The following is a 19244-nucleotide window of genomic DNA, read 5'->3' as shown; positions in this document are numbered from 1 at the left end:
AAGGGACAAGACAAATGAAATTCACGCTTTCCTGGCTCAAGGATCACCTTGAAACCGATGCGACGCTGGAACAAATCGTCGAAAAGCTGACCGATATTGGTCTGGAAGTGGAATCGGTCGACGACCGTGCTGCTTTCAAAGCCTTCAAGATTGCCAAGGTCCTGACAGCTGTTCAACATCCGGATGCCGACAAGCTGCGCGTGCTTTCCGTCGATACGGGCGATGGCAAACCGGTTCAGGTCGTTTGCGGCGCGCCGAATGCACGTGCCGGTCTGGTCGGCGTTCTGGGTCGTCCGGGCGATTATGTGCCGGGTCTCGATGTCACGCTTTCCATCGGCAAGATTCGCGGTGTCGAAAGTTTCGGTATGATGTGTTCCGAGCGCGAGCTGGAGCTTTCCGACGAGCACAATGGCATCATCGACCTCCCGGAAGACGCTCCGGTCGGCACCAGCTTCGCGACTTATGCCGGATTGGACGATGCGGTGATCGAGATTGGCCTGACGCCGAACCGTGCCGATTGCACCGGCATTCATGGCATTGCACGTGATCTTGCTGCTGCTGGTCTAGGCACGCTCAAGAACACGCTGCCGGACGCCGTCAAGGGCGAGGGGGAAACCCCGGTCAAGATCATTCTGGATCAGGATGCCGAGAACCCGTTCTGCACTGGTTTCGCACTGCGCATGGTCAAGGGCGTGAAAAATGGCCCAAGCCCCAAATGGATGCAGCAGCGCCTCAAGGCCATCGGCCTGCGCCCGATCAATGCGCTGGTCGACATCACCAATTATGTGACCTTCGATCAGGGCCGTCCGCTGCACGTCTTCGACGCTGCCAAGGTCAAGGGCAATCTGACGGTGCGTCTGGCAAAGGATGGCGAAACCATTCTCGGCCTCGATCAGCGTGATTATAAGTTCAAGCCGGGCATGTATGTGATTGCCGATGAGAACGGTCCCGAATCGATTGCCGGTATCATGGGCGGCGAGCATTCCGGTTGCGATGAAAACACTGTCGATGTGTTGATCGAATCGGCTCTCTGGGACCCGCGCATGATTGCGCGCACGGGCCGCGAACTCGGCATCGTTACCGATGCGCGCTATCGTTTCGAGCGTGGCGTCGATCCGGAAATGATGGTGCCCGGTGCGGAAATTGCGACCAAGCTGGTGCTGGACCTGTGCGGCGGACAGCCAACAGTTCTCGACGTGGTTGGATATAGCAAGCCTACGCCGCGCGTGATCGATTTCCCGGTATCGGAAGTCAAGCGCCTGACGGGCATCGAGGTTTCCTACGACGCATCCTTCGATATCCTGAAGCGTCTTGGCTTCGGCGTTGAAGGCGACGGCAAGGTTATAAAGGCCACCGTTCCGACGTGGCGTGGCGACGTGGAAGGCAAGGCCGACCTCGTTGAAGAAGTCATGCGCATTCATGGCATCAACCAGATCGACCCGCAGCCGCTGCCGGGGCTTGGCACGGTCAATGGTCGTATTCTGACAACCTTGCAAATCAGAACCCGCCATGCCCGCCGCATGCTCGCTTCGCGCGGCATGATGGAAGCCGTGACCTATTCCTTCATTTCCGACGCGCAAGCCAAAGCTTTTGGTGGTGGCAAGCCGGAACTGAAGCTGGCGAACCCGATTGCCGCCGATATGTCGGACATGCGTCCTTCGCTTCTGCCGGGCCTGTTGGTCGCAGCACAGCGCAATGCGGATCGCGGTTTCGGCGATACGGCACTGTTCGAGGTTTCGGGAATCTATGAAGGCGATACGCCAGACAAGCAGCGTCGCGTGGCGGGTGGCGTGCGCCGCGGTACAGCCAAGGTTGATGGCTCGGGCCGTTTCTGGGCTGGTAATGCGGCTCCCGTCGGCGTCTTCGATGCCAAGGCTGATGCATTGGCAGCACTTGAAGCTGCTGGCGCTCCGGTTGACCGCATCCAGATCGAAGCTGGTGGTCCTGAATGGTTCCATCCGGGTCGTTCGGGCACATTGAAGCTCGGACCGAAGGTCATCTTGGGCTATTTCGGCGAGTTCCATCCGGATACGCTGGAAGCACTCGATGCTTCGGGCGCGCTTTGCGGCTTTGAAGTCTATATTGATGCGGTCCCTGAGCCGAAGGCAAAATCCACGCGCACCAAGCCGGCTTTGAACCTCTCGCAGTTCCAGAGCCTCAAGCGCGATTTTGCGTTTGTGGTGGATGCAGATGTGGAAGCTGGAAATGTAGTGAAGGCAGTTTCGTCGGCTGACAAGAAGCTAATTGTTGGCGTTCAGGTCTTCGATATCTTCACCGGCGCATCGCTGGGTGAAGGCAAGAAGTCGATCGCGGTTGAAGTGCTGCTGCAGCCGCAGGACCGCACATTGACGGATGAAGATCTGGAAGCACTATCGAAGCAGGTAGTGGCCAGTGTGGCCAAGCAGACCGGCGGTGTGCTGCGCGGATAAGCATGAAATGAAAAGCCCGCCATCTGGCGGGCTTTTTTAGAGCATAATCCGACCGGAGTAAAACGAGGATCGATAAGATTATGCTTGTAATAGAAGAAGTTAGAGCGTCGATCTGATCCAGTCAGATCGACGCTCTAATGCAGCTATTCAGCGGCCTGTCTCGTCCTTGCTGGCAGAGCCATCATCGCCATATCGATGATCTTTTGTACCGCGGCGCGCGAATTGCCATCGCGGGCTTCAAAAGAAATGCTCTGCTGGATCATGTGATAGAATTCGGTCATCTGTGCAGTATCGGCATTGGAGGGTAGATCACCTGCCCCTACCGCCTGCTGCAAGCGCTTGGAAAGCCGCTCATGATTTGCGTGTCGGATAGCCTGGAGAAACTCCTTCACAGGCACATTTTCCGGTTTGCACTGGATTGAGCTGACACTGATCATACAGCCGCCCGCCGGGCAGGCGAAAGCGCTGTCTGCGCTCTGTTCCAGCCATTGGCGTAAGCCATCCTGTATGGTGGTTGCATTTTCCAATGCATCGAAAGGAGCGGTGCCGATGGTGCGGCGATAATAGTCGACGGCTTCACGAAACGCCTGCTCCTTGTTGCCGAAGGCGGCATAGAAGCTTGGCGGCGTAATGCCGATGGCGGTCGTGAAGTCGTTGATCTGGGCGCACTCATAGCCTTTGGCCCAGAAAACCTTCATCACCTTGTCCAGCGCTGCATCGCGGTCGAAGCTGCGCGGGCGTCCGCGTGGAACCATTTTTCTCCCTTTCTGTAATCAGCCTTATATAATTCTCTTGACCCTTTCAGGCAAGGCGATATTAATTATGTAGTCTACACTATATAAATAGGATTCGTCCCATGAACGATACGTGCGAATCCGCCCTTGCGGCGGAAGAGGTTTCTGCGTCTTCGCAAAAGGCGCGAGCGATCCCGCTGGTTGTCTATTGCCTCAGCTTAGGCGTGTTCGCGCTCACGACTTCCGAACTCATGATCTCGGGCATGCTGCCTTCACTTCAGGTGGCGTTCGACCGTTCCATCGCCGATATCGGCAATCTCATTTCGCTTTATGCGCTTGGCATGATGATCGGCGGACCGCTGGTCACGATCCTGTTTCTGGCGTTGAAGATCGAGAACAAGCGGGGACTTCTGATTCTGCTTGTATTTTATGCAGCGGCGCAAAGCGTGGCCGCGTCCACAAGCAGTTTTCAAATTCTGCTGATCGCCCGTGTTTTGACCGGTATGGCGGCGGCAACGAGCTTCGGGCTGATGCTTGCCATCACGGCACAGCTCGTCGGACCGGAATTGCGCGGGCGAGCTTCATCGCTGGTCTTTGCCGGTCTTATGCTCTGCACCGTCTTCGGCGTGCCGATAGCGACGGCGATCACCAATGCGTTCGGCTGGCGGGCGAGCTTCTGGGCCATTGTGGTTCTGGTCCTGATCTGCGCCCTTGTCATCGCCTTCAAGATCGAATCGTCGCCCGATACGCCGCAGGCCGATCTGCGCTCTGAACTGAAGGAAATGCGCAAGCCGAAACTCTGGGCCGCCTATGCCACGAGCGCGCTCGTCATCGGTTCGTCTTTCGCGGTCTATAGCTATCTGTCGCCGATCACGGTGGAGCTTGCCGGCTTCTCCGCGATGCAGGTGCCACTGCTGCTTGCCGTCTATGGTGGCGCCAATATCGTCGGCAACTATGTCACCGGTCGCTTTGCCGACCGTCACACGATCCCGACTATCGCCATCGGTCTTGTGTTGATGCTGTCGGCCATGCTGATTTTCGCGCTTTTCGCCGAGCTGAAACTGGCTACGATCCTTGCCATCGTGATGATCGGTCTGACAGGCATAGCACTTAATCCTGCCTTTATCGCGAGGGTGATGCGGATCGCGCATCCGGGCGCGCTGGTGAACGCCATGCATGCATCGGTCATCAATATCGGTCTCGGACTTGGGCCGTGGGTTGGTGGACAGGCAATGGAGGCAGGCTATGGCCTGCATGCACCGCTATGGGTCGGCTTTGCCATGACACTGGCCGGGCTTCTGACGCTTGCACCGCCAGCTCTGCGCAGGATGTAAAAAAGGGAGCCCGACGGGCTCCCCTTTTATTTGGAGCATTTATCAAAGACCGGTCAAAGCAAGCTGCTGTTCGTTGTAACGCTTGCCTGCGATCAGGGCGGGTGCGGATATCTCATCCAGACGCTTGAGATCTTGCTCCGTCAGCACGATGTCCACGGCTTTCACATTGTCTTCCAGATGATGGATCTTGCGGACACCGGGGATCGGCACGATGAAATCGCCCCGGCTCAGCACCCATGCCAGCGCCAATTGCGCGGGCGTGACCTGCTTTTCCTGTGCGATCTCGACGATACGATCCACCTGCCGGTTGTTGGCTTCCAGATTGCCCGGCTGGAAACGTGGCAGCGTCTTGCGGAAATCGTCTTCGGCAAGGTCTGACTGTGAGCGCAATGTGCCGGTCAGCATACCGCGCCCAAGCGGGCTATAGGGTACGAAACCGATACCAAGTTCACGGCAGACTGGCAGCACATTGTCTTCCGGATCGCGTGCCCATAGCGAATACTCGCTTTGCAACGCGGCGATCGGATGGACCGCATGCGCGCGGCGCAAGGTGGTGCTACCTGCTTCCGAAAGACCGATGGCGCGTATCTTTCCCTCATCGATCAGGTCCTTCAAAGTGCCAACCACATCTTCGATCGGCACGGATGGATCGACGCGGTGCTGGTAGAACAGATCGATCACATCAATGCCAAGCCGCTTCAGGGAGGCCTCGGCTACGTCGCGAATATGTTCAGGGCGGCTATCGACACCCTTCATCTGGCCGTCTTCGATCTTGAAGCCGAACTTCGTTGCAATCGTCACCCGTTCACGGAATGGCTTGAGCGCCTTGCCGACGAGTTTCTCATTCTCGAACGGGCCATAGACCTCCGCGGTATCGAAAAATGTCACGCCAAGGTCGACGGCGCGGTGCAGCGTGCGGATTGCATCCTGTTCGTCCTGCCCCCCATAGGCGTGTGTCATTCCCATGCAGCCGAAACCAAGGGCGGAAACGCTCAATTGCTGGCCGAGTTTGCGCTGTTGCATTGTAGTTCCTTTCGAATGGCTGATTGAAAGTACTGAGAATTGTGCGGGAGGATCGGGAGGAGGTTCTGGGTGGACGCGCCTTCAAGCTGCCTGCGCCCAAGCCCGGGATCATGTTGCGAACCATAAAACAGGGTGATCAGTTCGATAATACCGATTTATTTTCACAGCTTGTTCTGTAATTTGTAACAATGAATCGAAGTCAACTGTCACAGCTTGCCGTTCTAGCCGCCGTTGCCGCGCATGGAAGTTTCCGTGGCGCAGCACGGGAACTGGCGATCGCACCTTCAGCCGTCAGCCACGCAGTGGCAACACTGGAGGACAGTCTGGGTGTGCGTCTTCTTGCGCGCACAACGCGCAGCGTTGCCCCGACGGAGGCCGGGAGGCAATTGCTGGAGAGGCTGGCACCGGCGCTTGAGGAGATCAATGCGGCTTTGGGCGCCGCCGTTGATTCGCGAGATCGTCCGTCGGGGGTGTTGCGTATCACGGCGCCTTATGTGGCGGCGCAGCTTGTCATCGCTCCGCGTCTGGGCGAGTTCGCCAGAGCTTATCCCGATATTACACTCGACCTGCGGGTGGAAAATGGCTTCACCGATATCGTGGCGGCGGGCTTCGATGCAGGTGTGCGTCTTGGTGAAAGCCTCGAAGCGGACATGATTGCAACGCGGCTGACCGGGCATGTTCGTGCGGCAATCGTCGCGGCACCGGCTTATTTCAATAACCGTCCAGCTCCCGTCGAACCGCGCGATCTTTTGCAGCACGCATGTATTCGCCATCGCTTTCCGAGCGGGCGAACCTATCGCTGGGAGTTCGAAAAAGCGGGCGAAGTGCAGGAAATCGCCATTGAGGGACCTCTGATTGTCAATGACGACAGGGTTATTCTGGAAGCAGCCCTGAACGGTACGGGGTTTGCTTATCTGTTCGAAGCCTATGTTCACGATGCATTGGCGAATGGACGTCTTGTCCGGGTCCTGGAAGACTGGTGCCAGCCTTTCGCCGGGCTTTATCTCTATTATCCAAGCCGCCGCCAGATGCGCCCGGCCTTGCGCGCATTCATCGACTTTTATCGCCATGGGTCGGGGAGCGGTCAATGAAGGCAACGTCGAACCATTTGCGTCATGCCGGTCTGCCACTCGCACGGCAGCGGGATATCTTTTCACAGATGATTCTGGAAAGCCCGCTGCTGATGGATGCGCTGCATCGGCTGCATGAACTCGGCGGGGAATCATCCAAATTCTGGCTCGTCTCCGGTGCCCTCTACAACACCATCTGGAATCGGCTGACTAGGCGACAGGCTCTGCATGGGATCAAGGATCTCGATATTATCTATTTCGACAGCAGCGATCTCTCCTGGGAGGCAGAGGATGCGGTTATCACCCGCGGGGCTGACGTCTTCCGCGACTTTCCGCTTCCGGTGCAAGTTCGCAATCAGGCGCGGGTGCATCTGTGGTTCGAAAAGCGCTTTGGACAGCCCTATGCACCGCTTCGCTCTGCGACCGAATCGATAGAACGCTATTCGACGATTGCCCATTGTGTGGGTGCGCGGCTGGCAAAAGACGGCGAGGTGACGGAAGATGGGCTGCTCATCCACGCTCCATTCGGCTTTGACGATATTTTTTCATTTCGCATTCGGCCCAATCGTGCCATCGATAACCGCGAAACGCATGAGATCAAGGCAACCCGCGCGCTGAAATTCTGGCCGGAACTGAGAGTTCAGGACTGGGACACGCCGGAATGAGTCCGGTTCTTGCTTTGAATGAAAGAGGGAACAGCATGTTTCGTTGGGGTATCCTTTCAACTGCCAAGATTGGCGTCACGCAGGTAATTCCAGCGCTTTGCGCGTCCGAAAATGGCATTGTTCATGCCATTGCAAGCCGCGACCTGTCGCGGGCACGCGCCGTCGCCGACCGTTTCGGTGCACCGCTGGCATTCGGTTCCTATGAAGAACTTTTGGCCAGCGACGCTATCGACGGCGTCTATATACCGCTGCCGACCTCGCAGCATATCGAATGGAGCCTCAAGGCGGCTGAAGCAGGCAAGCATGTCCTGTGCGAAAAGCCGATTGCACTCAAGGCCGACGATATCGACCAGCTTATTGCCGCGCGTGACAGGCATAAGGTTACGATGGCTGAAGCCTTCATGGTCTATTACCATCCGCAGTGGATCAAGCTGCAGGAACTTCTGGCCGAAGGCGCTATCGGCAGGCTCCGCCATGTGCAGGGCGCTTTTTCCTATTTCAATGTCGATCCGGGCAATATGCGCAACCAGCCGGAACTGGGTGGCGGCGCCCTGCCGGATATTGGCGTCTATCCGACCGTGGTAACCCGTATGGTTACCGGTCAGGAACCGGTGTCGGTTCAGGCGTCGGTCGAATATGATCCGGCCTTCGGCACCGACCGTTATGCCAATGTTTCGGCGCGCTTCGACGGTTTTGACCTGACTTTCTATGTCGCCACGCAACTTGGCACTCGACAAACGATGGTTTTCCATGGCGACAAGGGCTTCATCGAAGTCTATGCGCCGTTCAATACCGGCAAATATGGTCATGGCAGCATCGCGCTTTTCGATGCCGGTCACACGAAGGCGACGGAATGGTCGTTCGGTGACGCCAATCATTATCAGCTTCAGGCCGAGAGTTTTGTGCGTGCTGCGCGTGGCGATAAGGATGCGCGGCTTTTCTCGCTTGAAAACTCGAAGGCGAACCAGAAATTCATCGATGCGATCTACCGAGCGGCAAAAGACGGCAAATCGGCTATGGTATGATGGTCGGCGCGCACTATGTAGTGCAGCGGCGACCCCTATTTTGTACGTCGATAGGTCCCTGTCAGTATTTCCGGGTGCGGAATCTGCCTCAGCTTGGCTGTTGTGACTTGCAGTAAAAAACCGCGTTTCTTATATACGCCTCGCACAGGGCATTGATGTGCGTCTGGAAACCGGTCCGGTATCTGGACAAGCATCGTGAAAAGCGCATTGTGAAACCGATAGGAACCGCCCATGGAACGCTCGGTAGAGGTCTTGGCGGTTTGCTGAATGGAGAGAAATATGGCTAAAGTAATTGGTATCGATCTAGGAACGACCAACTCCTGCGTATCCGTCATGGACGGCAAAAACGCGAAGGTCATCGAAAATGCCGAAGGTGCGCGTACAACCCCTTCGATCGTTGCATTCACGGATAGTGACGAACGTCTTATCGGCCAGCCTGCAAAGCGTCAGGCCGTCACCAATCCGGAAGGTACCATTTTTGCGGTCAAGCGCCTGATCGGCCGCCGCTTTGACGACCCGATGGTTACCAAGGACAAGGACCTTGTCCCATACCAGATCGTCAAGGGCGACAATGGCGATGCCTGGGTTGAAGTCCACGGCAAGAAATATTCCCCGTCGCAGGTTTCTGCGATGATCCTTCAGAAGATGAAGGAAACCGCTGAGTCTTATCTCGGCGAAACGGTTACGCAGGCGGTTATCACCGTCCCGGCCTACTTCAACGACGCTCAGCGCCAGGCAACCAAGGATGCCGGCAAGATCGCCGGTCTTGAAGTGCTGCGTATCATCAACGAGCCGACGGCTGCTGCACTCGCTTACGGTCTGGACAAGAACGAAGGCAAGACCATTGCTGTTTATGACCTTGGCGGCGGTACCTTCGACGTGTCGATCCTCGAAATCGGTGACGGCGTCTTTGAAGTGAAGTCGACCAATGGCGACACCTTCCTCGGCGGTGAAGACTTTGACATGCGTCTGGTCGAATACCTCGTGGCCGAGTTCAAGAAGGAAAGCGGCATCGACCTCAAGAACGACAAGCTCGCTCTGCAGCGCCTCAAGGAAGCTGCCGAAAAGGCCAAGATCGAACTGTCGTCCGCGCAGCAGACCGAAGTCAATCTGCCGTTCATCACGGCCGACCAGACCGGTCCGAAGCATCTTGCCATCAAGCTGTCGCGCGCCAAGTTCGAAAGCCTGGTCGACGATCTCGTCCAGCGCACCATCGAGCCTTGCAAGGCAGCGCTGAAGGATGCCGGTCTCAAGGCTGGCGAAATCGACGAAGTGATTCTGGTCGGCGGCATGACTCGCATGCCGAAGATTCAGGAAGTCGTGAAGGCCTTCTTCGGCAAGGAGCCGCACAAGGGCGTTAATCCTGATGAAGTCGTCGCCATGGGCGCGGCAATTCAGGCAGGCGTTCTGCAGGGCGACGTCAAGGATGTTCTGCTGCTCGACGTGACCCCGCTTTCGCTGGGTATCGAAACGCTGGGCGGCGTGTTCACCCGTCTGATCGAACGCAACACCACGATCCCGACCAAGAAGTCGCAGACCTTCTCCACCGCCGAAGACAACCAGTCGGCCGTGACGATCCGCGTCTTCCAGGGCGAGCGTGAAATGGCTGCCGACAACAAGATGCTCGGCCAGTTCGACCTCGTCGGCATTCCGCCCGCACCGCGTGGCGTGCCGCAGATCGAAGTGACCTTCGACATCGACGCCAACGGTATCGTCAACGTGACGGCCAAGGACAAGGGCACCGGCAAGGAACACCAGATCCGCATCCAGGCATCCGGTGGTTTGAGCGATGCCGACATCGAAAAGATGGTCAAGGACGCCGAGGCGAATGCCGAAGCTGACAAGAAGCGCCGCGACGCCGTGGAAGCCAAGAACCAGGGCGAAAGCCTCGTTCATTCGACCGAAAAGTCGCTGAGCGAATATGGTGACAAGGTTTCGGCTGACGACAAGAAGGCCATTGAGGATGCTCTCGCAAGCCTCAAGACCTCGCTTGAAGGCGACGATGCCGAGGACATCAAAGCCAAGACGCAGACGCTCGCCGAAGCTTCCATGAAACTTGGTCAGGCCATGTATGAGGCCGCTCAGGCTGCTGAAACCGGTTCTGCCGGCGGTAGCGAAGAAGCTGCTTCGAACGACGATGTTGTCGACGCCGATTACGAAGAAATCGACGACGACAAGAAGAAGTCGTAATTTCAGGCTCTATACGCTCAAGCCCGGGGCTCTGCCCCGGGCTTTTGCCAATTTTCGAGATGTTCATATTCGCAGGTTTTGTATAAGCCTGCATATTGGCCGGTATCGGTAGAAAGTACCGATGGAAATATCAGGCAGATCAGCCTCTATTTGAAAAATCGCGCTGGCCTGCATACATCTTGAAAAGCATGAGACGGTTTCGGGCAAAGTGGTGTTGACGCTGAAACCCGGAGTGCTGCTCTGACGCATTGAGTCGGAAGGCGCTTCGATAGATGAACAATTGGAAACGCTGGCCCCTGACAAGTGTTGAACGCTTTGGGGCGTGTCGCACGAATCTGGGGACCGGTTTCGGGATACGATGTCCGTGAAAGCAAAAGGCGCGTTCCTGCCGCCGGGATAACGAACTGATGAAGATCGACTACTACGAAGCTCTGGGTGTTGAAAGAACGGCAGACGATAAGGTGCTGAAAACCGCCTTTCGCAAGCTCGCGATGGAGTACCATCCGGATCGCAATCCGAACAATCCGGAAGCTGAACGCAAGTTCAAGGAAATCGGTGAAGCTTACGAAACGCTGAAGGACCCGCAGAAGCGTGCCGCTTATGACCGGTTCGGCCACGCAGCCTTTGAAAATGGCGGCATGGGCGGCGGCTTCGGCAACGGTTTTGGTGGCTCTGGCGGTTTCGCCGATATCTTCGAAGACATTTTTGGCGAGATGATGGGTGGTGGTCGCCGTCGCTCCAATGGCGGACGCGAACGCGGCGCCGATCTTCGCTACAATATGGAAGTGACGCTGGAAGAAGCCTATGCGGGCAAGACCGCGCAAATCCGCGTTCCAACCTCCATTACCTGCGATGAATGTTCGGGTTCCGGGGCAAAGGCCGGTTCCCAGCCGACCACCTGTACCATGTGTTCAGGTTCGGGCCGCGTTCGCGCTGCCCAGGGCTTTTTCTCGGTGGAACGCACCTGTCCGACCTGTAATGGTCGCGGACAGATGATCAAGGATCCTTGCGGCAAGTGCCATGGTCAGGGCCGCGTCACCCAGGAACGTTCACTGTCGGTCAATATTCCTGCTGGCATTGAGGATGGCACCCGTATCCGTCTTTCCGGTGAAGGCGAGGCCGGTATGCGCGGTGGCCCATCGGGCGATCTCTACATTTTCCTTTCGGTCAAGCCGCATGAGTTCTTCCAGCGCGACGGTTCCGACCTTTATTGCAAGGTGCCGATCTCGATGACGACTGCGGCGCTTGGCGGCCAGTTCGAAGTTTCGACACTCGATGGCACGCAGACAAGGGTCAAGGTTCCGGACGGCACACAGAACGGCAAGCAGTTCCGCCTCAAGGGCAAGGGCATGCCGGTTCTGCGTCAGGCCGCCGTTGGCGATCTTTATATACAGATCGACATTGAGACGCCGCAGAACCTGTCCAAACGCCAGCGTGAACTGCTGGAAGAGTTCGAAAAACTTTCCTCGCAAGAGAACAGCCCGAAATCAGCGGGGTTCTTCTCAAGGATGAAAGAATTCTTTGAAGGTATCGGTGAATAATAAAGGGAGCCTTTTGGCTCCCTTTTTTGTTCTTTTCCTTATTCACGCCTTGCTTAGGGAATTCAAAGCGGCATAAACTTGTCCAATAACGACAATGGGAGCAGCAAGAATGGCAGGACAGCTCGGCAGGAAACTGGCCGCTAAGTTCGATGAGGAGATCCGTTTTTTCAAGGGATGGATAGACGGGCCGAAAGCGGTCGGCGCTATTTTGCCGACGAGTTCCATTACCGCGCGCCGTATGGCGAGCGTCATCGATACCGGTTCCGGTCTTCCGGTTCTGGAACTCGGACCGGGCACGGGCGTGATTACCAAGGCGATCCTGAAACAGGGCGTGAAACCTGCCGACCTCTATTCCATCGAATATTCGCAGGACTTCGTGGATCACTTGAATACGATCTTTCCGGAGGTCAACATCATTCAGGGTGATGCCTTCGATCTCGATAGCGCGTTGGGTGAGAAGAAAGACCAGAAATTCGACTGCATCATCTCTGCGGTGCCGATGCTCAATTTCCCGATGGACAAGCGCATCCAGCTCGTGGAAAGCCTGCTTTCACGCATTCCACACGGACGGCCTCTGATGCAGATCACCTATGGTCCCTTGCCACCGGTTCCAGCCGGTCGCGGCAATTATACGGTCCAGCACTATGATTTCGTGGTGCGCAATGTGCCACCGGCGCAGCTTTGGGTTTATCGCAGCCCTTTGGTCTAGTGGTCTGATTCCGACATTTGCGTCCCTCTGATACAAGCGTCGAGCAAATGTCGGAATCGTAATGACCACTAGTAACTTTATGTATCTAGTGGATTTTTCGAATTTGACGTTTGAAACAGCATCTCATTCAGTCGGGATTCAAACGTCAAATTCAATCCACTAGTTTCGCACGAGGCTTTTCATGACTGCACGTATTCTCGTCTTCGCGGGTTCAGTTCGCATCGGCGCTTTTTCCGGCCATATGGCAGATGCCGCCGAGAAAGAATTACGGGCGCAAGGTGCGCAGGTCACGCGCATCACGCTTGCCGACTATCCGCTGCCGATCATGGATCAGAATCTGGAAAACGAGCATGGCGTTCCCGAGAACGCCATGCGACTCGGTCGCCTGTTTGCCGAACAGGACGGTCTGATGATCTGCTCGCCGGAATATAATGCATCGATCCCGCCGCTTCTGAAAAACACCATCGATTGGGTCAGTCGCATTTCAAGAGACGGAGACAGGCCGTTCAGGCCTTATGCCGGTCTGACTGTCGGCCTCTGTTCCAGCTCCGACGGTATGTTTGCCGGTATGCGTGGACTCTACCACCTGCGCGCCGTTCTGATGAATGTCGGCGTACAGATCGTCACCGAGCAATGCTCGGTCGGTCATGCATCGGTGGCGTTCAATGACGATGGTACGCTGAAAGAAGAACGCAGCGCGAGAATGCTCTCCGCTGTCTGCCGCAGCCTCATCGCACGGGTGGAAGAAGCAAAAAGCTGATTCCGTCTCTTTCGTAACGAGTCTTGTTGTGCGAAGAGAATAAAAATCACCACGGAGACTCTCATGACGACGACAGATTTGCGCGATCAAGCATCCGGGCGCTTGATCGTGGGCCTCGACGTGCCGACCATCGCCGATGCTGAGAAGGCGGTCGAAGAGCTGGGCGACACTGTTTCCTTCTACAAGATCGGCTATCAGCTGGTTTTTGCGGGTGGTCTCGATTTCGCAAAAAGCCTTGTGGCGGCGAAGAAGAAAGTCTTCCTCGACATGAAGCTGCTTGATATCGACAACACCATCGCGAAGGGTGTTGAGAATGTCGCGAAGATGGGTGTTTCCATGCTCACGCTGCATGCCTATCCGAAAGCGATGCGGGCAGCGGTGGAAGCCGCCAAAGGATCAGACCTCTGCCTGCTCGGCGTGACAGTTCTAACCTCAATGGACAATGCCGATCTGCGGGAAGCAGGTTATTCTGACGATGCCGAAACGCTGGTGCTGAAACGCGCCCTTCAGGCGCGTGAGGCTGGTATGGGCGGCATTGTTGCTTCCGCGGTCGAAGCGGCAGCCATCCGTCAGGCGGTCGGCCCGGATATGGCCATCGTCACGCCGGGCATTCGTCCCGCCGGTTCGGAAAAGGGCGACCAGAAACGGGTCATGACCCCTGCGGATGCCTTGAAGGCCGGAGCCAGCCATCTGGTCGTTGCCCGTCCAATTGTCGGCGCGGTTGATCGCAAAGCCGCAGCCCTTGCCATTCTCGACGAAATGCGTTCCGTTGCCTAGAGCATTTCCAGCAAAAGTGCGAAGCGGTTTTGCGCGGGATAATGCGGTAGAAAAGATTGCGAGCTAGTGGAGGAAACAGCATGACTAAAGCCTACTGGATTGCCCGTGTGGATGTCCGTGATCCCGAGCGATACAAGGATTATGTTTCAACGGCGAAACCGGCATTTGAACGTTATGGTGCAAATTTCATCGCTCGTGGCGGCACGGCTGATGCAGTTGAGGGACAAGGTCGCGCCCGCAACGTGATCATCGAATTCGAAACCATGCAGCACGCGCTCGATTGCTATAATTCGCCGGAATATCAGGCGGCGAAGGCGATCCGCCAGACGGTTGCGGATGGTGAAATCGTCATCGTCGAAGGCGTTTAGAGTGCCGATCAGATAGGATCTGATCGGAACTCTAACCTATTATATTTTAAGCATAATCTTATCGATCCTCGTTTCACTTCGGTCGGATTATGCTCTAAATCAAAGGGCCCGCAGGGGCTCTTTTTTATTTGCTGTTTAGAGCCGAACCGGCGGATCGTGCCGTCCGGCAAGCGTCAGATCGAGCAGCAGAACCTTTCCGGCATGGGGATCGGAACGGCGAGCCTCTTCGTCGAGTCCTTCATTGGCACTGGTCACGATCATCACCGTTGCATCCGGTCCGACAAAAGCAGGGCATGATGGCTGGCGGACCGGCAGTGAAATCGAGCGGATCAGGCGGCCTTGCGATGAATAGGCATTGAGCGAACTGCCGCCCCAGCAGGCATTCCACAGCGTGCCGTCCGCATCAACGACCGAGCCATCGACACCGCCTTCTTCGGCCCGGTGGTGGAAGACGCTTTTGTCGGATATCGGTAGGCCGGTCTCAGGATCCGTATCGACCCGCCAGATGATGTTGCGATCCGTGTCGGCGAAATAGGCGATCGTTCCATCGGAAGAAAAGCAGATTGAATTGGTGATCGTGATACCGGAGAAAAGCTTTTTCACCTGGCCTTCGCGATACCACCAGATCGAGCCTGCATCGGTCTCGGCCTTTTTGCCCATCGTGCCAATCCAGAACGATCCTGATGGATGCACGCGCGCATCATTGGAACGGGTAATTTCATTGTCGGCTTCAAGCGGGTGATGAAGGGTCAGTCGCCCATTGGCGCGTTCGCGGATGAACAGCCCATGCTCACTGACGATCAACTGCCGGTCACGGTCGATAACGGCGAGGGCGCTGGCCTTCATGCCAAGCGCATGGACGTGGATTTCACCGCTGTCCCAGTTCTTCTCGATCAGTTTCTGACCGAGAATATCGAACCACCAGACATTTCCGCTCAGTGGATCGTAGCCGGGGCCTTCGCCCAGTTCTGCTACATGGTCGGCAAACAGGGTAGTTTTAACGACGGTCACTTTTTCCTCCCGAGACGCCCGAAGCGATTGCATCCAACATAATCAACGGATGAAAGCTGATCCAGTTCAACTTCAAGCATTGTGAGTGCACAGCCAACGCCCGAGAACGGATTGAGAGAAAGGACTATGTTGCCCAGTCATTCCGTTTTAGATTTCCCGCAACTTCGAATCGCGAGGAAATCATGGCTCTCAAAGTCGCGGTCCAGATGGACCATATCAGCACGGTGAATATTACGGGCGACACCACATTCGCCCTTTCGCTCGAGGCGCAGAAGCGCGGTCATGAGCTTTACCATTATACGCCAGACCGGCTTTCGATGCGCGATGGCGTCGTTTCCGCCCGCTTGGAAAAGATGGAAGTGCGCGACGTCAAGGGCGATCACTATACGCTGGGTGAGCCGATCCGCCGCGACCTGTCGGAAATGGATGTGGTGCTTTTGCGTCAGGACCCGCCCTTCGACATGAACTATATCACCACCACCCATCTTCTGGAGCGGATTCACCCGAAAACACTGGTTGTCAACGATCCGGCATGGGTGCGCAACAGCCCCGAAAAAATCTTTGTGACAGAGTTTCCCGACCTGATGCCGGAAACGCTCATCACCAAGGACCCGCAGGAAGTCATGGATTTCCGTCGCGAGTTCGGCGACATCATTTTGAAGCCGCTTTACGGTAATGGCGGTGCGGGCGTCTTCCATCTGGCCGATGGTGACCGCAACCTGACCTCGCTTCTGGAAATGTTCGGTCAGCTCTTCAAGGAGCCGTTCATTGCACAACGTTATCTGAAGGACGTACGCGCCGGCGACAAGCGCATCATCCTGATTGATGGGGAACCTGTCGGTGCAATCAATCGCGTGCCGTCGGAAACCGATGCCCGTTCCAACATGCATGTCGGCGGGCGTGCGGAACAAAGCAAGCTTACGCCACGTGAACGCGAGATTTGCGAGCGCATTGGCCCATCACTGAAAGAACGTGGTTTCATTCTGGTCGGCATTGATGTGATCGGCGACTACATGACCGAAATCAACGTTACCTCTCCAACTGGTATCCGCGAAATCCAGCGTTTCGACGGGACTAATATAGCAGCCCTGTTCTGGGATGCGGTCGAAGCCAAGCGTTAATTTGTTCTCTTAACGTTCTTGAGTTTACCGCTCGCTCGTGCTTAACTCTCTAAGTTGTATTTGAGTCTTTACTCACTTAAGAGATGTGGTGCGTGGCGAGCGGGGGCACATGGTCGCGCGGGTTGGAACAGTTGCTTTTCAAGGCATAGAAGCTGTGCCTGTCGACGTGCAGGTGATGGTCGCGCCGGGCAAGATGGGCATGTCCATTGTCGGCTTGCCGGACAAAGCCGTGGCAGAAAGCCGGGAGCGGGTGCAAGCGGCGTTGCACGCCTCGGGCCTTTCCATGCCGACCAAACGGGTGACGGTTAATCTGGCACCTGCCGACCTGCCGAAAGAAGGGTCGCATTATGACTTGCCCATTGCTGTCGGGCTTATGGCGGCGATCGGCGCTATCCCGGCGGATGCGATCCAGTCCTATCTCGTTCTGGGTGAATTGTCGCTCGATGGTTCGATAACGCCGGTGGCAGGCGTCCTGCCTGCTGCAATCGGTGCGAACCGGGACGAGAAGGGACTCATCTGCCCTTATGCTTGTGGGCCTGAGGCAGCCTGGGCGGGTGCGGACATTGATATATTGGCTCCGCGCAGCCTGATCGCCCTTGCCAACCATTTTCGCGGCACGCAGGTTCTGACCCGGCCGGAACCATCCATGCGGATTTCCGGTGAAGCGGAACTCGACCTTGCCGATATCAAGGGGCAGGAGACCGCCAAGCGAGCGCTCGAAATCGCCGCTGCAGGCAATCACAATCTGCTGCTCGTCGGACCGCCGGGATCCGGCAAATCCATGCTTGCTCAGCGATTGCCATCCATTCTGCCTCGCCTTTCTCCGCGCGAATTGCTGGACGTATCGATGATCGCCTCGATTGCGGGTGAGCTTTCGGGTGGAAAACTGTCAGATCGCCGTCCGTTCCGCGCGCCGCATCATTCGGCGTCGATGGCGGCAATGGTCGGCGGTGGACTGCGTGCGCGTCCGGGCGAGGTATCGCTTGCGCATAACGGTGTGCTGTTTCTGGACGAGTTTCCGGAATTCTCGCCACAGGTGCTGGATTCCTTGCGTCAGCCACTCGAAACCGGCGAATGTCTCATTGCACGCGTCAATCATCGCACCAGCTATCCAGCGCGCTTTCAACTGATCGCCGCCATGAATCCCTGCCGTTGTGGTATGGCGGGCGAACCCGGTCATGTCTGCGCGCGGGGGCCCCGTTGTCAGGCCGATTATCAGGCGCGTATTTCAGGCCCGCTTCTCGACCGTATAGACTTGCGGGTGGATATGCCTGCCGTCTCTGCCTTCGATCTTATCAAGCCATCCCGGTCGGAAACGAGCGAGACGGTCGCGCAACGCGTCTCCCGCGCTCGTGCGATTCAGACCCAGCGTTATTCAGCGCTCGGTCTGGAACCGTCCCTGACCAATGCCTATTGCTCGGCCAAACTGATCGAACAGGTTGCTGAGCCGGATGCGGCAGGCCTCAAGCTTTTGCGTGACGCAAGCGAGCAGATGCGTTTTTCTGCCCGCGCTTATCATCGCATTCTGAAGGTCGCCCGGACGCTGGCCGATCTGGACGGGAGCGACAAAGTCGGTCGCATTCATTTGGCCAGCGCCATATCCTATCGCATGGGTGCGGAAAGGCTGGTTTCCGTAGCCTGAACATCTTCTACGACGTCATGTTTTCAAGCGTCTTCATCCGATCACGCGATTGCACGCGAATCTCGCCATTGTTGAGAAAGAGGCATGTATCGAACAATGTGAGATCAAGCGGGTTGGGAAGCCGAACATCCTCGATCCCTGGGCACGGCTTTGCCGCTGGATCAAAGGAACGGTCGATTTGCGATATACACAGAATGGTGAGCCTTCGCTTTGAAGCAAATGACCTGAGCGCCGCAATCTGGGTCGACAGGTCGGGCTTTTCCCGCTTCTGATCGAGAATCTGCAGATAATCGACGATCACGACGGTTCCAGCCGAAGCAGCGTCGAGTTTGGCGATCATATAATCCGCGCAGATGGCATCCGAGCAATCGAAACGGAATAGATGCCGGAAGTTATCGCGATCGACGCCGAGTGCCTTGAAGCGTCCGGCGATATCCGTCTCAGTGTATTCAAGCGAAAAGAAAAGGCCGTAATTGCCATCTCGCATGGCCTCAATCATTATATCAAGACTCAACAGGGTTTTCCCATGGCCCGGTCTGGCGCCAATCAGCACCATGCTGCCGGACTTGAGATAGCCATAGATTTCGCGAGCAGAAACGGGAGCGGATGTGTTGTTAACGAGCAGGCTCCAGCTTCTGTAACCCTCCTGCGCGGCAACGCGATCAAGCGCTTCGTGAAGTGGAATATCAGCATCATTTGCCAAACGCTTGGCAAGCCGCTTCAGGTGATAGATAGGTGACGATAACCGCATCGATAAACCTCCTGTGACGAGCTGTCATTGCAGTCCCTCCTTGTGCATGTGCCCGAACAGTTGGTTCGATGATTTCATCTTCCTGCATGAAAAA

17 protein-coding genes are annotated in these 19244 nt (G+C 56.4%); 13 read left to right on the top strand and 4 right to left on the bottom strand.

The genetic code is table 11. From position 1 onward, the window contains the following. The first annotated feature begins 14 nt into the window (after nucleotides 1-14). Nucleotides 15-2429, top strand: a complete 2415-nt coding sequence (gene pheT / locus AC1RHM_RS18495) for a phenylalanine--tRNA ligase subunit beta (protein ID WP_010657704.1) — start codon at nucleotides 15-17, stop codon at nucleotides 2427-2429. A gap of 143 nt (nucleotides 2430-2572) precedes the next feature. Here pheT and AC1RHM_RS18490 read toward each other — a convergent pair whose 3' ends face one another. Next, complete coding sequence (locus AC1RHM_RS18490) at nucleotides 2573-3184, bottom strand: TetR/AcrR family transcriptional regulator (protein WP_010657705.1); 612 nt, start codon at nucleotides 3182-3184, stop codon at nucleotides 2573-2575. A gap of 101 nt (nucleotides 3185-3285) precedes the next feature. Between AC1RHM_RS18490 and AC1RHM_RS18485 the strand changes: the two genes are divergently transcribed. After that, nucleotides 3286-4497 (top strand): MFS transporter, encoded by a 1212-nt coding sequence (locus AC1RHM_RS18485; RefSeq protein ID WP_010657706.1) that lies wholly within the window; start codon nucleotides 3286-3288, stop codon nucleotides 4495-4497. Between the two features lie 42 nt (nucleotides 4498-4539). Here AC1RHM_RS18485 and AC1RHM_RS18480 read toward each other — a convergent pair whose 3' ends face one another. Continuing rightward, a complete protein-coding gene (locus tag AC1RHM_RS18480; protein WP_010657707.1) occupies nucleotides 4540-5520 on the bottom strand; it encodes an aldo/keto reductase in 981 nt (326 codons plus the stop codon). 188 nt (nucleotides 5521-5708) lie between these two features. Between AC1RHM_RS18480 and AC1RHM_RS18475 the strand changes: the two genes are divergently transcribed. From AC1RHM_RS18475 to AC1RHM_RS18435, 9 genes are all read left to right on the top strand, one after another. After that, entirely contained in the window at nucleotides 5709-6611 is a 903-nt protein-coding gene (locus tag AC1RHM_RS18475; RefSeq protein WP_010657708.1) for a LysR family transcriptional regulator, read from the top strand. Beyond that, on the top strand, nucleotides 6608-7255 hold the full coding sequence (locus AC1RHM_RS18470) for a nucleotidyltransferase family protein (RefSeq protein ID WP_010657709.1): 648 nt from the start codon (nucleotides 6608-6610) through the stop codon (nucleotides 7253-7255). Before AC1RHM_RS18475 ends, AC1RHM_RS18470 begins: the two co-directional genes overlap by 4 nt. Nucleotides 7256-7290: 35 nt before the next feature. Next, nucleotides 7291-8280 (top strand): Gfo/Idh/MocA family protein, encoded by a 990-nt coding sequence (locus tag AC1RHM_RS18465; protein ID WP_010657710.1) that lies wholly within the window; start codon nucleotides 7291-7293, stop codon nucleotides 8278-8280. A 279-nt stretch (nucleotides 8281-8559) separates the two neighbouring features. Continuing rightward, on the top strand, nucleotides 8560-10470 hold the full coding sequence (gene dnaK / locus AC1RHM_RS18460; protein WP_010657711.1) for a molecular chaperone DnaK: 1911 nt from the start codon (nucleotides 8560-8562) through the stop codon (nucleotides 10468-10470). Nucleotides 10471-10877: 407 nt separating this feature from the next. Next, nucleotides 10878-12011, top strand: coding sequence for a molecular chaperone DnaJ (dnaJ, locus tag AC1RHM_RS18455; RefSeq protein WP_010657712.1), 1134 nt, complete (start codon nucleotides 10878-10880; stop codon nucleotides 12009-12011). Between the two features lie 109 nt (nucleotides 12012-12120). Then, nucleotides 12121-12720 carry a phospholipid N-methyltransferase PmtA gene (pmtA, locus tag AC1RHM_RS18450; RefSeq protein ID WP_010657713.1) on the top strand — a complete coding sequence of 200 codons (600 nt, stop codon included), beginning with the start codon at nucleotides 12121-12123 and terminating at the stop codon, nucleotides 12718-12720. A 181-nt stretch (nucleotides 12721-12901) separates the two neighbouring features. After that, nucleotides 12902-13480: an NADPH-dependent FMN reductase gene (locus AC1RHM_RS18445; RefSeq protein WP_010657714.1), complete on the top strand. Its 579-nt coding sequence runs from the start codon at nucleotides 12902-12904 to the stop codon at nucleotides 13478-13480. 63 nt (nucleotides 13481-13543) lie between these two features. After that, a complete protein-coding gene (pyrF, locus tag AC1RHM_RS18440; protein ID WP_010657715.1) occupies nucleotides 13544-14257 on the top strand; it encodes an orotidine-5'-phosphate decarboxylase in 714 nt (237 codons plus the stop codon). Between the two features lie 80 nt (nucleotides 14258-14337). Further along, entirely contained in the window at nucleotides 14338-14625 is a 288-nt protein-coding gene (locus AC1RHM_RS18435; protein WP_010657716.1) for a DUF1330 domain-containing protein, read from the top strand. Nucleotides 14626-14760: 135 nt separating this feature from the next. On the opposite strand, the gene AC1RHM_RS18430 is transcribed toward AC1RHM_RS18435, so the two are convergent. Further along, on the bottom strand, nucleotides 14761-15636 hold the full coding sequence (locus AC1RHM_RS18430) for an SMP-30/gluconolactonase/LRE family protein (RefSeq protein ID WP_010657717.1): 876 nt from the start codon (nucleotides 15634-15636) through the stop codon (nucleotides 14761-14763). A gap of 182 nt (nucleotides 15637-15818) precedes the next feature. Between AC1RHM_RS18430 and gshB the strand changes: the two genes are divergently transcribed. After that, on the top strand, nucleotides 15819-16757 hold the full coding sequence (gshB, locus tag AC1RHM_RS18425; RefSeq protein WP_010657718.1) for a glutathione synthase: 939 nt from the start codon (nucleotides 15819-15821) through the stop codon (nucleotides 16755-16757). 109 nt (nucleotides 16758-16866) lie between these two features. Next, nucleotides 16867-18399, top strand: coding sequence for a YifB family Mg chelatase-like AAA ATPase (locus tag AC1RHM_RS18420; protein ID WP_036578834.1), 1533 nt, complete (start codon nucleotides 16867-16869; stop codon nucleotides 18397-18399). Between the two features lie 7 nt (nucleotides 18400-18406). Here the strand turns inward: AC1RHM_RS18420 and AC1RHM_RS18415 are convergent, their stop codons facing one another. Further along, nucleotides 18407-19150, bottom strand: a complete 744-nt coding sequence (locus AC1RHM_RS18415) for a DNA helicase (RefSeq protein ID WP_010657741.1) — start codon at nucleotides 19148-19150, stop codon at nucleotides 18407-18409. Nucleotides 19151-19244 lie beyond the last annotated feature (94 nt).

It is taken from the genome of Brucella sp. GW823-FHT04E01 (genome assembly GCF_058796175.1).
The sequence above is the reverse complement of the archived record's forward strand: the minus strand, read 5'-3'. Positions and strand labels throughout refer to the sequence as shown.